This window comes from Sphingomonas aerolata (genome assembly GCF_023935825.1).
GTDB lineage: Bacteria > Pseudomonadota > Alphaproteobacteria > Sphingomonadales > Sphingomonadaceae > Sphingomonas > Sphingomonas aerolata.
In genome coordinates, this window is record NZ_CP098762.1 from 1,666,793 (window position 1) to 1,681,282 (window position 14,490).

A 14,490-nucleotide genomic window follows, 5' to 3' on the forward strand; every position below is an offset into this window, starting at 1 on the left:
ATGACAAAATTAATTAATTTCACGAAATAAACTAATCGGCTATCCGGTGCCGCGAAGGGACGTGGGCGGATGGCGATGGCGCGGTTGAGGCTGGATGACGACGAGCGGCGCGTGATGCAGATCCTGCGGTCCTTCGGGGCACGATCGCGCAAGGACCTCGCCGCCGACCTGGGAATGAGCGCGACCAAGATCACGCGGCTGTCGGCGACGCTGCTCGCGCACGGGCTGATCGAGGAATGCCCGGGGGCGGCCCCGGTCGCGCCCGGCCGCCCGGCGGTCCCGCTGCAAATCTCGCCCGAGGCGGGATATGGGGTCGGGGCGATGCTCCACCGCGGGCTGCTCGAGGTGGCGCTGGTCGATTATGCGGGCGGCGTGATCGCGCACCGGTCCGCGCCGTTCGACGATCCCGATCCGCGCGTGTTCGCGCAGCGGGTGACTACCGCGATGCACGAGATGGCGATCGCGAACCGGCTGCTCGGCCGGCGGCTGCTCGGCGTCGGGATCGGCGTACCGGGTGCGGCGCTGTCGATCGAGGGGACGCGGCGCTGGACGGTCGACAGCCTGGCGGCGTGGCGCGGGATCGACCTGAAGGCGTTGTTCGAGGAGCATATCGGCCACCCGGTGTGGATCGAGAACGACGCGAACGCGGCGGCGCTCGCCGAATATTATGTCGGGGGACTGATGCGGCGCTGTTCGACCGCGGTCGTCATCCTGCTCGGGCACGGGATCGGCGCGGGGATCATTGTCGAGGGGCGCATCCTGCGCGGGGCGATGGCCAGCGCGGGCGAGATCGGCTGCCTCTACCCGACCAGCGCGCCGCGCCCCTCGACGCTCGACCTGTTGTCGACGTTGCGCGAGGCGGGCTGCGCGATCGACTCGCTGGTGGATTTCGACCGGGTGATCCAGGGCTATGAGCCGGTCGTCGATGCGTGGGTGCGCCGGGCCGCGGGGCAGATCGGGCCGATCATCAACTGGGGGATCGCCTGGATCGATCCGGGGGAGTTCGTGATCTCGAGCCCGTTGCCGACGCCGATCCTCGACGCGCTGGTCCGCCACATCGATTTCGGCGCGATGCACATCGGCGACCATTGCAGTGTCCCGCCGCGCATCTCGGTATCGACGCTGCAGGGTGCGGCCGCGACGATCGGCGCGGCGCTGATGCCGATCCACGCGACCGCGGTCGGCTGACGCCCGGCCCCGGCTACGACACCGATCGCTTCGCCGTCGCGGGCATCCGGACCCGCAGCGTCGCGGCCGCGCCAAGCACCATCAGCGCACCCGACACATACAGGATGTTGCGCGGGTCGCCGCCAAGCAGCGACTGGTAGAAAAGCGGGACGGTCAGGCTCTCGATGATCATCGGGATAACGATGAACATGTTGAAGATGCCCATATAGACGCCGTTGCGTTCGGGCGGGATCATGTCGATCAGCATGACGTACGGATTGCCCATCATGCTCGCCCAGCCGATACCGATCCCGAGCATCGCGACGAACAGCCCCGCCTCGTCGCTTATGCCGGGGATCGCCAGCATCGCGACGCCCGATGCGAGCAGGCAACCGGCATGCGCCGTCTTCGCACCGAAGCGGCGGGCGACCGGCACCAGCGCGATCGCCGCGACGAACGCGACCGCATTGTAGAAGGCGCCGAGCTGGCCGACGGTCAGCACGGTGTCGCGGAACGCCACGCTCTTCGCATCCGACGTGCCGTGCAGCGAGCGCGCGACCGCGAAGGTGATGAACTGCCAATAGGCGAACATCGCATACCATTGGCACAGCATGGCGAGCGCGAGCTGGCGCATCGGCCGGGGCATCTCGATAAGCGCAGTCTTCAGATCGCGCAGCGTGCCGCCGAGCGTCAGCGGTTCCTTCGCCAGCCGCGCGCGTTCGTCCGCGGGCAGCGGGAGCTCGGGCACGCGCAGCACCGACCAGAGGATCGTCGCGAGCGACAGCACCGCGCCGATCAGGAAGGCGATCCGCGTGATGTCGGGAATGCCGTTGCCGTCGACCGCATCCTTGTCGAAGCCGATCCAGACGAGCAGCGACGGCGCGAGATAGGACAAGGTCTGGGCGAGGCCGGTGAATGCCGACTGGGTCAGGAACCCGGCGGCACGCTGATCATCGGGGAGCCGATCGCCGACATAGGCGCGGTAGGGCTCCATCGTCACGTTGTTGGCGGCGTCGAGCACCCACAACAGGCTGGCCGCGACCCACAAAGTCGGGCTGTACGGCATGGCGAGCAGGCACAGGCTGCACAGCACTGCGCCAACGAGGAAATAGGGGGTCCGCCGCCCGATCCGGGTCGAGGTCCGGTCGCTCATCGCGCCGATCAGCGGCTGGATCAGCAGCCCGGTCACCGGCCCCGCGAGCCAGAGCAACGGCAGGCTCGCCTCGTCCGCGCCGAGATAACCGTAGATCGGCGCCATGTTGGCCTGTTGCAGGCCGAACGAGAATTGCAGCCCGAGAAAGCCGAGATTCATCTCGATGAGGCGGATCAGCGACAGACGGGGTTTGGTCATCGACGCGCCCTTTGTGCGAGTGCCAGCGCGCCGAGCAAGCCGGCGCGGTCGCCCAGTCCCGGCGCGACGATCAGGGTGGCATAATCGGGGGTGCCGAAATAGCCGTTCGCCATCCCGGCGGCGTGATCGCGAACCCGGTCGAGCAGCCCGGGGGTTCCCAGCACGCCGCCGCCGAGCACGATCCGCCGCGGCGACAGCAGTGCCTGCTGCGCGACGACCAGCTGGGCGAGATAATAGGCGACGATGTCATGCGCGGGATGATCGGGGCCGAGCTCCGACAGCGACGCGCCCCAGCGCGCGGCGATCGCGGGTCCGCTCGCCAGTCCTTCGAGGCAGTCGCCGTGGAACGGGCAGGTGCCGGCGAAGTCGCGGTCCTCGGGATGCCGGCGGGGGAGGATATGACCCATTTCCGGGTGGCGGCTGCCATGCACCGGGCGTTCCTCGACCAGCGCACCGCCGCCGATGCCGGTGCCGACGGTGACGTACACCGCGATGTCGGCGCCGGTGGCGGCGCCCCAAAGGCTTTCGGCGAGGATCGCGCCGTTGACGTCGGTGTCGAACCCGACCGGGCAGTCGAGCGCGCGCGCGAACGGGCCGACCAGGTCGGTGCCGCTCCAGCCGGGCTTGGGCGTGTCGACGATCCGGCCCCAGCCGGGCGACGAGCGGTCGAGATCGACGGGGCCGAACGAGGCGATGCCGAGCGCCTCGACCGCGCCCCATTCAGCTTGCGCCGCGGTGAAGAATTCGAGCGCGGCGGCGAGCGTCTCGTCCGGCGTCGTGGTGGGGATGCGTGCGGTCCGGAGGACGGTGTCGGGATCGCGTGCGACGCCGAGCACGAACTTGGTGCCCCCCGCCTCGATGCAGCCGAACAGCGGCGGGGCGGCGGTCATGCCGAGGGCCCTGCCCAAAGCACGTTCCAGGGACCGATCATGGCGTCGTCTCCGATGGGGGTATCCGCCACCCGATCGTGCCAGCCGGCGAGATCGCCGGCCTGGACCGCGTGGGGCGAGAAGTTGAGGAAGACGCGGTCGCTGCCACAGGCGATGCCGAGCAGCGCGGGCGTCGACGTGGCGATCGTCGCGGGCGCGCCCGCCCCGCCGCTGGCGATGCGTGCGGCGCGCAGCGCCCTGATGTCGCCGGAGATGCGCCGGGCGGCGTCGCGGTCGAGCGCGTCCCAGTCCATCACCGGGCGGTGCAGCCAGCGCCCCTCATGCGCGCGATCGGGATCGTCGCGATAGCTGGTGTCGTTGAGCAGCCCGGCCTCGTCGCCCATGTACAGCGTGGCGAGTCCGCCGCTGGCGATCGACAGCGCGTTGAGCAGCGCGATGCGGCGGAACGCATGCTCGCGCTCCTCATCGGTTCGCGCGGCCTCGAGCCCGGCGAGCGACGCCATCGTCCCGTTCGAGCCGTGCAGCACCGAGCCGTCCGACTGGAACGGTTCGCCCCGCGCCCAGCTGCCCTGTGCGCCGTCGAGAAACTTCGCCGCTATGGTCAGCCGCGCGACGGGGTCCGGGTCGATCCCGGCGAGGTCGCCGATCACCGCGCCCCAGCCGATATCGTCATGGCAGCGCGCATAGCTGAGCCAGTTCGCGCCGCGCGGCAGACCACCGCTCGCCGCGACGATCGCGTGGGGCAGTGCGGCCGACTGCTCGGCGAGCCCGACCCAGCCGGCGACCATCAGCGAATTGTTGTAGACGAGATGGCATTCGGGCTCGAACCCGCCATCCCAGTCCGACCCCTCGTCCGCGCCGAAATAAGGCGGGACCAGCGCGGTCGGGACGATCGCCTCAGCCTTGAGCAGGGTCGCGGGGGCGGCGATGTCGAGCGCGGCGCGCAGTGCGCGGACGATGTAATGCGCCTGCGGTCGGTTGCGGCAATCGGTACCGAGCTGCTTCCAGAGGAACGCGATCGAATCGAGCCGGAACGCCTCGAACCCGTGATTGGCGAGCCGCAGCATCGTGTCGACGATCGCGAGCATGACCTCCGGATTCGCCCAGTTCAGGTCCCACTGGAACGGGTAGAAGGTCGTCCAGACCTGTCCGCCCATCGCCGGGACGGGCGTGAAATTGCCCGGTGCGGTGGTCGGGAAGACCTGCAGCAGGTTGGCTTCATAGGCCTGCGCCTCGTCGTCGCCGAGGACGTGGTAGAAGGCGCGGTAATGCGGATCGCCGTCGCGTGCCGCCTGCGCCCAGGCATGATCGTCGGCGGTATGGTTGAGCGCGAGATCGACGCACAGGCTGATCCGCCCCTCGCGCAGCCGTGCGGCGAGCCGCTCGACATCGGCCATCGTCCCCAGTCGTGGCTCGACCGACAGATAGTCGGCGACCGCGAAGCCGCCATCGCTGTCGCCCTCGCGCGCCTTCAACAGCGCGAGCAGGTGGAGATAGCGGACACCGAGCGATTCGAGATGGTCGACATGCCCGATCAGGCCCTCGACGGTCCCGGCGAAGCGGTCGACATAGGTCGAATAGCCGAGCATGTCGGGCGCGACGAACCAGTCGGGGTCGGCGAGCCGCGCCTCGTCGAGTGCGGCCATTGCGGCGGGGCGTTCGGCGGCCCGCTCGCGCAGGATCGCCTCGAGCCGCGGCCAGATCGCCAGCCCGGTACTGCCATAGAGGCGTTCGAGCTGGCGGCGCAGGCGGGGCCCGAGCGCCGCGAGGCGACGCTCGGTGGGGGAGGATACGCGCACCTGGGTCAGCCGATCAGAAGCCGAAGCGGACGGCGGCGGAGATCGTGCGACCGGTGATCGACCGCGCGCGGACGATGCCGTTGGTCGGGATCGCACCCTCCTCGGCCTCGGTGATGCCCTTCACGTCGAACAGGTTGTTGCCGTTCACCGACACGGTCACATTGTCCGCCGGGCGGATCGAGACGAACGCGTTGACCTGCGTATAGCCCGGCATCTTGAGGACGTTGTTGTCCTGCGCATAGCTGTCGGTGGTGCCGATCACGTTTGCGCCGATCGTCACGCGGTCGAAATCGACCTGTGGCGTCGCCTGATAGATGAACTTGGCCTGGCGACGCGGACGGTTGCCCTCGACCCCGGGGTTGAGCACGTCGCGGGTGATCTCGGCATCGGTATAGGTGCCGCCGGCCGAGAGCGAGAACGGTCCGCGTGCGATCCGACCCTCGATCTCGACGCCCTTGGCGTCATATTCGCGGTTGAAGAAGCGCTGCGTCGTCGCCTCGAAATTCTGTTCCTCGGTGCGCGCCCAGAAGCCGGTGGCGTAGAGCGAGACGCCGCCCTGGCGGAACTTGAACCCGCCTTCGAGCTGGCGGACGAAATCGACCGCTGCGCCCTGGTCGGTCAGCCCGCCAGTCGCGGTGTTGATCGAGGGGCCGAACAACAGGCGATCGGCATTGGCACGACCGCCGCGGCTGTAGCGACCGAACACCGCGGTGCTGTCGGTCAGGCGGAAGTTCACGCCACCCGAATAGGACAGGTAGTCATAGTTGTAGTCGAGCGGCGAGCGAGCGTTGGGGATCACCGCGACCTGACGCTCGGCGGCCGAGATCACGCCGTCGCCGTTGATGTCGAACGTCGTGATGCCGCTGCCGAACGCGGCGCCGAGATCGGAGCCGGCGACGCTGCCGCGCGCGCGGCCGAAATCATAGCGCAGCGAACCGTCGATGTTGAACCGGCCGAGCTCGAGCCCGAGCTGTGCGAACGGTGCGTAGGTCGTGTAGTCGAGATCATAGGAGCGGCGGCAGCAATTGCCGAAGAAGCTCGCCGAATAGCCGGGGACGCCGTTCTGCGTGACGGGCACGCCCGCCGCGGTGCGGACGTCGACGAGTTCCGAGCGGCCATTGTCCGCGACGGTCTGGACGGACGAGGTCCACAGCCAGTCGCTCTTGATATCCTGACGCGAGGCATAGAAGCCGCCGGTGACCGCGAGCGACCCGCCGGCGAACGGCAGCGAGCCGTTCAGGCGGATGTCGTTGGTGATGTTGTTGAGGCTCTTCAGATCGACGTCGAACAGGACGATGTTCGCCAGCAGGCCGTTGCCGTTGAGCGAGGCGGGGTTGGCGATGCGCTGACCCGCCTGCGCACCGCTGGCGTAGAAGAGCTGTGCGCCCGCGCCGCCGATGCCGTTGGCGATCGACTGCGCCGAATCGACGCTGGCGGGGAAGGGCGAGGTGAAGCCGCCCGAAATGTCGGCGTAGCGGAACCGCTCGACGATGTTCCAGTCGTCCGCGAGCGGAATCTGCGTCTCGAGGCCCGCCGAATAGACGACCGGGTGCTGGCCGTCACGGATCGAGCGCGTGGTCAGCCGGTTGTTGCCGTCGAGCGTCTGCGCGGTACGGATGTTGGCGCTATGCAGCGTGCCGTTGTTGATCGAGAAATTGGCGATGCTGCTGTAATCGGGGTCGCTGTTGCTGCCCGTGACGCGCACCGGGTTGGGGAGGTAGCCGATCGCACGGTCGTCGAGATACTTGCCGTACAGCCGGACATAGCCGCCATTGTCGAACGACTTGGTGATGTTCGCCTTGAGCTGACCACCCTTGACGCCGTCGAAGCCGACCTCGCGCTGGCCGTCGCCGATCCGGTAGAAGCCGCCGACATGATAGGTGACGCTGTCCGAGAGCTTGCCGCCCTGGTCGAAATCGACGCGGAATTCGCGGTAGTCGAGCCCGCTCGACAGCTGGAACGCGCCGCCTTCCTGTTCGCCGGTCTTCGAGATGAAGTTGATCACGCCGCCCGGCGAGTTGGACGCGAAGGTCGAGGCGGAGCCGCCGCGGACCGACTCGACCGTGCGGACGTTGAAATCGGCGCGCAGGAAAATGTCGGCATTGCCGAAGGTGATGTCGCCGAATTCGAGGATCGGCAGGCCGTCTTCCTGGAGCTGGAGGAACTTCGAGCCACCCGAAGCGACCGGTAGGCCGCGGACCGAGATGTTGGCGTTGCCGTCACCGCCCGAGGCTTCGACGCGGATGCCGGGCAGGTTGCGCAGCAGCTCGCCCGAGGTGCGCGGCGCGAGCTGGATCAGCGCGTCGGAGCCGATCGAACTGGTCGTGATCGAGGTGTTGAGGCGGTTGGTGCCGCGCGCGACCGCGGTGACAACGATGTCGTCCTGGCCGTCGATCGGCGCTGGCGTCGCGGCGGTGTCGGCGGGCTGCTCGCCTGACGCTGGTGCGGCCTGAACGGGGGCGTCCTGGATGGGCGTGGTCTGCGCTGCGGCCACCGTCGCGAAGGACGTGGCGGCGATTCCGGCGAGCAAAATGTAACGTGCTTTCATGATATCCTCCCTGCGCGGTGGCTTTCTATGAAGCCCAGAATCGCCTCATACGCTTTTCACAATCGATTGCAAGACGTGCTATGCAATCGATTGCGAAACGTTGAATGTAGCTCAGGTGGAGCGGTTCAGGCGGACTCGCGCTCGATCAGGACGGGCGTGACGATCGCGGATCCGGTCGCATGGCCCGCGATCCGCTGCATCAGGCGATCGACCATCAGCGCGGCGCCCTCGGCAAGATCCTGGCGGATGGTCGTGAGCGCGGGTGACGTGTGCGCGGCCAAGGTGACGTCGTCATAGCCGATCACTGCGGTGGTGGTGGGGACGTCGATCCCGGCTTCGGCGAGCGCACGCAGCACGCTCATCGCGGCGACATCGGACGCGGCGAAGATGCCGTCGGGGGGCGGCGCGGCGGCGAGCCGCTGCGCCATCGCCGCGTGCACGGCCTCCGGGGTCATCGGCGTTTCGAGCAGCTCGCAGGCGAGACCGGCCTCCGCAGCGGCGGCGGCGAATCCGGCGTGGCGATCGGCGAATTCGGGCGGGGCGGGGTCACCGACGAACATCAGCCGCGACCGGCCCTGGTCGATCATGCGGCGGCCCGCGAGTCGGCCCCCCGCGATATTGTCGGAGCCGATCGTCAGATGGTTCTGGTCCGCCCGGTACGCGCCCCACACGACCAGCGGCGCATAGCGGTGCGACACGCGTTCGATCACCGCCCCCTGGTCGGACTGGCCGACCAGGAGCAGGCCGTCGATGCGGCCGCTGTCGACCAGCCGGTCGAGCCAGTCGTCGCCATCGGGGATGACCCGCGACAACAGGATGTCATAGCCGCGTTCGACCAGCAGATCGGCGAGCAGCCCGAGCAGGGTCAGGAAGAACGGATCGGTGAGATGCTGCGTGCGGGCATGGCCGAGCGGCAGGACGAGTCCGATCGCGCCGGTGCTCTTCAGCCGCAGGTTGCGCGCGAGCTGGTTGGGACGGACGTCATGTTCCTGCGCCAGCGCCTGGATGCGTGCACGGGTCTGCGCATTGACGGACGAATGCCCGGCCAGGGCGCGTGACACGGTTGCAGTCGAAACGCCGGCGAGCACGGCCAGATCGGCGAGCTTCATTGCGATAGGATATCCTCATCGTCACGGGTGATCGCCCGGTCGTACCGTCAGCCGCGCCAACCCGCAATTGCGCGCGGCCGAAGCGCAGTAGTACCGACGTGCCAGGTCAAAACAGAAAACGTTTTCTGTTGCGTCCTGCACCTGCTGTCGGTAGGAGCGAGATACGCAAAGAGACAGAGCTGTTTGCCGCCCCGCCATAAGGTGACGTCGGGGCGGTGGCGGCGTTCGCTCGTGCCCGCGGCTCCGGGGAGTCGTCACCGTCCACGCCAGCCCGAGAGACGCAATTGAGCATCGAACTTACCATTCAGAGCCATGGTGCGCGTCTGGCGGCCATCGGCGGCGTGCCGCTGGCCTTCCTGGCTTATGCGGCCTTCGCGTTCAGCGACGCGTCGGTACGGCTGCTCGAAGGCGCGTTCAGTCCGTTCCAGGTGACGTTCACCGGTGCGCTGCTCGGGCTGGTCGCCTTGCCCTTCGTGCGGACGCCCGGCGACCGCCTGCTCGACGTGTTCAGCGCGACGCGACGCTCGCTATGGCTGGCGCGCGCGATCGGATCGTCGATCAGCGGCCTGTCGAGCGTCGTCGCCTTCACGCGGCTGCCGATGCCCGAGGCGTTCGCGCTGATCTTCCTGATGCCGATGCTGGTGACGTTGCTGTCGATGCTGTTCCTGAAGGAACAGGTCGGCGCCTGGCGCTGGGCGGCGGTGGCGATCGGGTTCGTCGGCGTGCTGATGGTGCTGCGTCCCGGACTGCGCGCGTTCGATCTGGGCCATGGCGCGGCGATGCTGTGCGCATTGTCGAGCGCGATCGTCATCGTGCTGTTTCGGGCCGGCGGCGCGGGCGAGAAGCGCGTGTCGATGCTCGGGGCGGGGCTGATCGGGCCGCTGGTGATCAACGGCGCGGCACTGCTGTGGCTGCAGGCGTTCCGCTGGCCGGACGGGGCCGAGATGGTCCTGCTCGCCGGCTATGGCCTGCTCGCGATCCTCGGCCAGGCGCTGCTGATGCTGGCGGCGCAACGCGTCGCGGTCAGCCGGATCGCGCCGCCGCAATATAGCCAGATGATCTGGGCCGTCGCGCTCAGCTACACCGTATTTCACCAGAGCGTCGACCTGCCGACCTTTGCCGGCATCGCCGTCATCATTGGCGCCGGTCTGCTGACCTGGGCGCGCGAGCAGATCCGCATGCCGTCCTGGCGTCGCCGCTTCGCGCTGCGCCCGCGCTGAACAGCCTTTCAACGACCACGGAGTCCTCCACGTTTTGACAGATCACAGCATCGCCCCATCCCTGACGCGGCGCAGCCTGACGGCGCGCAACGAGCCGAGAATTCCCGAACCCTATGCCAATGGCGACCGGGTGCTGCGGACCGCAGCGTTTGTCGCCGCGGTATGCGGGGCGCTCTATGGCTATGACACGGGGATCATATCGGGGGCGTTGCTGTCGATCACCGACGAGTTCGGGCTGGATCACCGCATGCAGGAGATCGTCACAGCGGCGATCCTGGCGGGCGCGGTGATCGGTGCGCTGGCGACGAGCTGGCTGTCCGAACGGATCGGCCGCAAGCTGTCGGTGATGGGGGTGAGCGCGCTGTTCACGCTGGGCGCGATCGCCTGCGCCATGGCACCGAGCGTCGGCGCGCTGATCACCGCGCGGGTGTTCCTGGGCATGGCGGTCGGCGGATCGACCCAGGTCGTGCCGATGTATATTTCCGAACTCGCGCCGCAGCATCGTCGCGGCAATCTCGTGACGATGTTCAACGTCGCGATCGGCGTCGGCATCCTGCTCGCCAGCATCGTCGGGTTCGGCCTGCACGACGTCTGGAGCTGGCGGACGATGGTCGCGGTCGCCGCGATCCCCGCCGCGATCGTCTTCGTCGCGATGGCGTTCATGCCGCGCAGCCCGCGCTGGGCCGCGGAGAATATCGGCATCCACGCCGCGATCGACGTGCTGCGCCGCGTTCGGACCACACGCCGCGAGATCCGCCACGAAGTCACCCAGATCCGCGATGCGACGACCGACGCGGATCCGGCCGATAGCGGCTGGCGCGGCATTCGCCAGAGTTGGGCGCGACCGGCGCTGATCGCGGCGCTGGGCGTCGCGTTCTTCACCCAGTGCGGCGGGCTGGAGATGATGATCTACTACGCGCCGACCTTCCTGTCGGGGGTCGGCTTCGGCAAGGAGTCGGCGCTGCTCGCCAGCCTCGGCGTCGCGATCGTCTATGCGGTGATGACGCTGCTCGGCTGTCTGTTCGTCGACCGGATCGGGCGGCGGCGGCTGATGCTGGTGATGATTCCGGGATCGGTCGTCAGCCTGATCGGGCTCGGCATCATGTTCGCCAGCGGTGCGCATGGCGGGTGGCAGGGCTGGCTGACGATCGGCTTCCTGCTGGCGTTCATGCTCTTCAATTCGGGTGGCATCCAGGTGTGCGGCTGGCTGCTGGGCGCGGAGATGTTCCCGCTGGCGATGCGCGGCCCCGCGACCGCGCTGCACGCGGCGATGCTGTGGGGCAGCAACCTGATCGTCACGGGGACCGCGCTGTCGCTGGTCCATGCGATCGGGCTGGGCTCGACGATGTGGGTCTATGCCGGGGTCAATCTGGCGTCGTTCGTGTTCGTGCTGCTGTTCGTGCCGGAAACCGCGGGCGCGAGCCTGGAGGATATCGAGACCGCGCTGCGCAGCGGCCGGTTCCGCCCGACGCGTGGCCACACTGCGATCGCCGCCGCCGCCTGAAGCTCAGGCGGGGCTGACGATCGTCCCGTTGAAGACTAGCCGGACAGCGTCGCGCTGCGCACCGCTCATCCGTTCGACGAGCAGCGCCAGCGCGGCATGCGCCATCTCGTCGACCGGCTGCTCGACGACGATCGGCGCGGCGTCGAGCAGGCGCAACCAGGCGGCGTCGTCGAACCCTGCGAGCCGGACGGGAGATGCCTGCGGTTCGGTTCGGCCGCGTAACACGACCGCCGCCTCGAGCATCAGGAACGTGTCGCCGACGAGCACCGCGTCGCAGGCGGTGTCGGCGAGCGCGGTCCGCACGCAGGCCGCGCGCGCTGCGGGGTCGTGCGGGACGTCGATGATCCGGGCTGGAAGCGCGTGGCGGTCGAGCGCGGCCGAAAAGCCACGACGGCGGTCGACCGCGGTGCTGCCGCGTTCGCCGAACAGACCGGTGATCCGCCGACAGCCCGATACGTGTAGCGCGTCAACCAGCGCGCCCGCCGCGCCGGCATTGTCGAGCCGGACGCTGTCGACCTGCGGCGTCCCCTCCACCCGATCGACCAGCACGAGCGGCGTCGCGGTCTCGGGCACGCCGCCGGCGCGCGTGGGGGCGAGGATGATGCCCGATACGCGCTCGTCCTCGAGCAATTGCAGGTAATGGCGTTCGCGCGCGGGATCTTCGCCGCTGTTGCACAGGATGACGCGCAGCCCCTCGCGCCAGGCATAGCCCTCGACCGCCTGGACGAAGGCGACGAAGAAGGGGTTGCCGATATCGGGCACGATCAGACCGATCACGCTCGCGCGCGTCGAACGCAGCCGCCGCGCCGCCAGATTGGGGCGATAGTCGAGCGCGGCGAGCGCGTCGTCGACGCGGCTGCGATAGGCGGGGCGGACGGGCTTGCCCGACAGGACGCGCGACACCGTCGCGATCGAGACGCCGGCGCGTGCAGCGATGTCCTTCAGTCCGATCGTCACGTGCCTCAGCCCTTTTCCCCGCCGACCTCTAGGCGGCGGCGGGTGTTTGTCCACCGTGATGGGACAGCGGTGCGTTTGACCGCGGCGGATGGCGAGTACATGTTTCGCGGATGAACCAACCCCTGTTCCGCCGCCGCGACGCGCTTGCCGGTATCGCGGCCGCGCTCGCCGCTGCGCCCGTCTCCGCACAGACTGCCAGCCGCTCGCCGGCATCCGCCGACGCGGCGACTCTTCTCGACCGGCTCGCGTGGCAGTTGCTGACGCTCGATCCCGGCAAGGCGACCGGGCTCGGCCTCGATACCGGCGCGCATGCGGCGTTGCGGGGGCTGCTCGATGACCGGTCGCCGGCGGGCATCGCCGCGCGGCGACGCGTCCTGACCGACGGGCTGGCGGCGCTCGGCCGGCTGCCGCGCGACGGGATCGACCAGGCGACGCTGACCAGCATCTCGGTGACGCAGAGTGCATTCCAGACCGCGCTGGACGGGATGGCGCTGCCTTACGGCGTCGCGACGATCGGCGACTGGCGCAACACGCCCTATGCCGTCATCCAGAATGTCGGCGCGTGGCTCGACGTGCCGCAGCTGCTCGACGGCGATCAGCCGCTGCGCACTGCGGCGGATGCGGAGGGCTATCTCGCGCGGGTCACGGCGATGGCGAAACAGCTCGATGACGAGACGGGCAGGGTGCGCACCGCGCGCGAGCAGGGGCTGGTCCCGCCCAGTTTCCTGCTCGACAAGACGCTGGCCGGGATGCGACGTACGCTGGCCGAGGCGGCGGCGGTCGACGGTCCGCTGATCGGGCCCCTTGCACGCAAAACGCAGGCAATCCCCGGCGACTGGACCCGGCGTGCGACGCAGATCGTCCGCGATGCGGTCATCCCCGCGCTCGAGCGGCAGATCGCGGAACTCATCGCGCAGCGCGCGGTCGCAACCGACGTCGCCGGACTGGGATCGCGCCCGCATGGCGCGGCCTGGTATGGCTGGGGGCTGCGCGCGGGGACGACGACGCGACGGAGCCCGGCGGAGATCCACGCGCTGGGGCGTGCGCAGCTCGTCGAGCTTCAGGCGCAGATGGACAGGATCCTCAAGGGCTTCGGGCTGACCAAGGGGACGGTGGCGGAGCGCGCGGCTGAATTGCAGCGTCGGCCCGACATCGCCTTCCCCAACAACGATGCCGGTCGCCAGCAGATCGTCGCCTATATGCAGGGGCGGATCGACGCGATCCGCCCGCGCCTGCCAAAGGCGTTCCGCACGCTGGTGACGGCCAGGCTCGAGATCCGGCGGATGCCGCTCGCACAGGAGGCGGGGGCACCCGCCGCCTATGGCGGGCCGGGCGCGCTCGACGGATCGATCCCGGGCAAGATCTGGGTCAATCTGGGCGATCCCACGATCCACAACCGCGTGACGATCCCCGATCTGGTATTCCACGAGGGGATTCCCGGGCATGTCTGGCAGGGGGAATATGCGCAGCAGCTGCCGCTGATCCGCTCGGTGCTGGCGTTCAATGCCTATACCGAGGGCTGGGCGCTCTATGCCGAACAGCTTGCCGACGAGCTCGGCCTGTATGACGGCGATGCGGCGGGGCGGCTCGGCTATTTCATGGGGCTGTCGTGGCGTGCGGTACGGCTGGTGGTCGATACCGGGATCCATGCGATGGGCTGGACGCGCGAACAGGCGTTGCGCGAGTTCGTCGCCGCGACCGGACTGCCGATGAGCAACGCGGTGAGCGAGGTCGAGCGCTATTGCGCCTGGCCGGGTCAGGCCTGTGGCTACAAGATCGGCCAGACCGAGATCGTCGCGCAGCGGACCCGCGCCAAGGCCGAATTGGGTACCCGGTTCGACGTGCGGGACTTCAACCAGGCGGTGCTGGCTGGCGGCAACGTCCCGCTCGACGTGCTGACCGGCAATGTCACGCGGTACATCGCCGCGCGCAGGGGCTAGTCGCG

Annotated in this window: 10 protein-coding genes; 4 read left to right on the forward strand and 6 right to left on the reverse strand. The window is 68.8% G+C overall.

Annotated features, from left to right (window positions below; genetic code table 11):
- Positions 1 to 69 precede the first annotated feature (69 nt).
- On the forward strand, positions 70 to 1,188 hold the full coding sequence (locus NEF64_RS07855) for an ROK family transcriptional regulator (RefSeq protein WP_056409406.1): 1,119 nt from the start codon (positions 70 to 72) through the stop codon (positions 1,186 to 1,188).
- A gap of 13 nt (positions 1,189 to 1,201) precedes the next feature.
- On the opposite strand, the gene NEF64_RS07860 is transcribed toward NEF64_RS07855, so the two are convergent.
- The 5 genes from NEF64_RS07860 to NEF64_RS07880 all read right to left on the reverse strand — a co-directional run bounded on the left by NEF64_RS07860 (position 1,202) and on the right by NEF64_RS07880 (position 8,864).
- Entirely contained in the window at positions 1,202 to 2,518 is a 1,317-nt protein-coding gene (locus NEF64_RS07860; RefSeq protein WP_056409408.1) for an MFS transporter, read from the reverse strand.
- Entirely contained in the window at positions 2,515 to 3,408 is an 894-nt protein-coding gene (locus NEF64_RS07865) for an ROK family protein (protein WP_056409409.1), read from the reverse strand. Before NEF64_RS07865 ends, NEF64_RS07860 begins: the two co-directional genes overlap by 4 nt.
- A complete protein-coding gene (locus NEF64_RS07870; RefSeq protein ID WP_056409411.1) occupies positions 3,405 to 5,207 on the reverse strand; it encodes an alpha-amylase family glycosyl hydrolase in 1,803 nt (600 codons plus the stop codon). Before NEF64_RS07870 ends, NEF64_RS07865 begins: the two co-directional genes overlap by 4 nt.
- Before the next feature lie 13 nt (positions 5,208 to 5,220).
- A complete protein-coding gene (locus NEF64_RS07875) occupies positions 5,221 to 7,755 on the reverse strand; it encodes a TonB-dependent receptor domain-containing protein (RefSeq protein ID WP_056409413.1) in 2,535 nt (844 codons plus the stop codon).
- 125 nt (positions 7,756 to 7,880) lie between these two features.
- Positions 7,881 to 8,864, reverse strand: coding sequence for a LacI family DNA-binding transcriptional regulator (locus NEF64_RS07880; protein WP_056409416.1), 984 nt, complete (start codon positions 8,862 to 8,864; stop codon positions 7,881 to 7,883).
- Positions 8,865 to 9,148: 284 nt separating this feature from the next.
- Here NEF64_RS07880 and NEF64_RS07885 point away from each other — a divergent pair, with 284 nt between their 5' ends.
- Positions 9,149 to 10,084, forward strand: coding sequence for a DMT family transporter (locus NEF64_RS07885; protein ID WP_252574777.1), 936 nt, complete (start codon positions 9,149 to 9,151; stop codon positions 10,082 to 10,084).
- Between the two features lie 34 nt (positions 10,085 to 10,118).
- Entirely contained in the window at positions 10,119 to 11,588 is a 1,470-nt protein-coding gene (locus NEF64_RS07890; protein WP_200912223.1) for a sugar porter family MFS transporter, read from the forward strand.
- 3 nt (positions 11,589 to 11,591) lie between these two features.
- Here the strand turns inward: NEF64_RS07890 and NEF64_RS07895 are convergent, their stop codons facing one another.
- Positions 11,592 to 12,545: a LacI family DNA-binding transcriptional regulator gene (locus tag NEF64_RS07895; protein ID WP_252574779.1), complete on the reverse strand. Its 954-nt coding sequence runs from the start codon at positions 12,543 to 12,545 to the stop codon at positions 11,592 to 11,594.
- Positions 12,546 to 12,655: 110 nt separating this feature from the next.
- Between NEF64_RS07895 and NEF64_RS07900 the strand changes: the two genes are divergently transcribed.
- Positions 12,656 to 14,485 (forward strand): DUF885 domain-containing protein, encoded by a 1,830-nt coding sequence (locus tag NEF64_RS07900; RefSeq protein WP_235516530.1) that lies wholly within the window; start codon positions 12,656 to 12,658, stop codon positions 14,483 to 14,485.
- Positions 14,486 to 14,490 lie beyond the last annotated feature (5 nt).

What these genes read in the sequence shown, in the direction of transcription:
- NEF64_RS07855 (WP_056409406.1), top strand. Translation starts at nt 70, where the DNA reads ATGGCGATGGCGCGGTTGAGGCTGGATGACGACGAGCGGCGCGTGATG.
- NEF64_RS07860 (WP_056409408.1), bottom strand. Translation starts at nt 2,518, where the DNA reads ATGACCAAACCCCGTCTGTCGCTGATCCGCCTCATCGAGATGAATCTC.
- NEF64_RS07865 (WP_056409409.1), bottom strand. Translation starts at nt 3,408, where the DNA reads ATGACCGCCGCCCCGCCGCTGTTCGGCTGCATCGAGGCGGGGGGCACC.
- NEF64_RS07875 (WP_056409413.1), bottom strand. Translation starts at nt 7,755, where the DNA reads ATGAAAGCACGTTACATTTTGCTCGCCGGAATCGCCGCCACGTCCTTC.
- NEF64_RS07880 (WP_056409416.1), bottom strand. Translation starts at nt 8,864, where the DNA reads ATGAAGCTCGCCGATCTGGCCGTGCTCGCCGGCGTTTCGACTGCAACC.
- NEF64_RS07900 (WP_235516530.1), top strand. Translation starts at nt 12,656, where the DNA reads ATGAACCAACCCCTGTTCCGCCGCCGCGACGCGCTTGCCGGTATCGCG.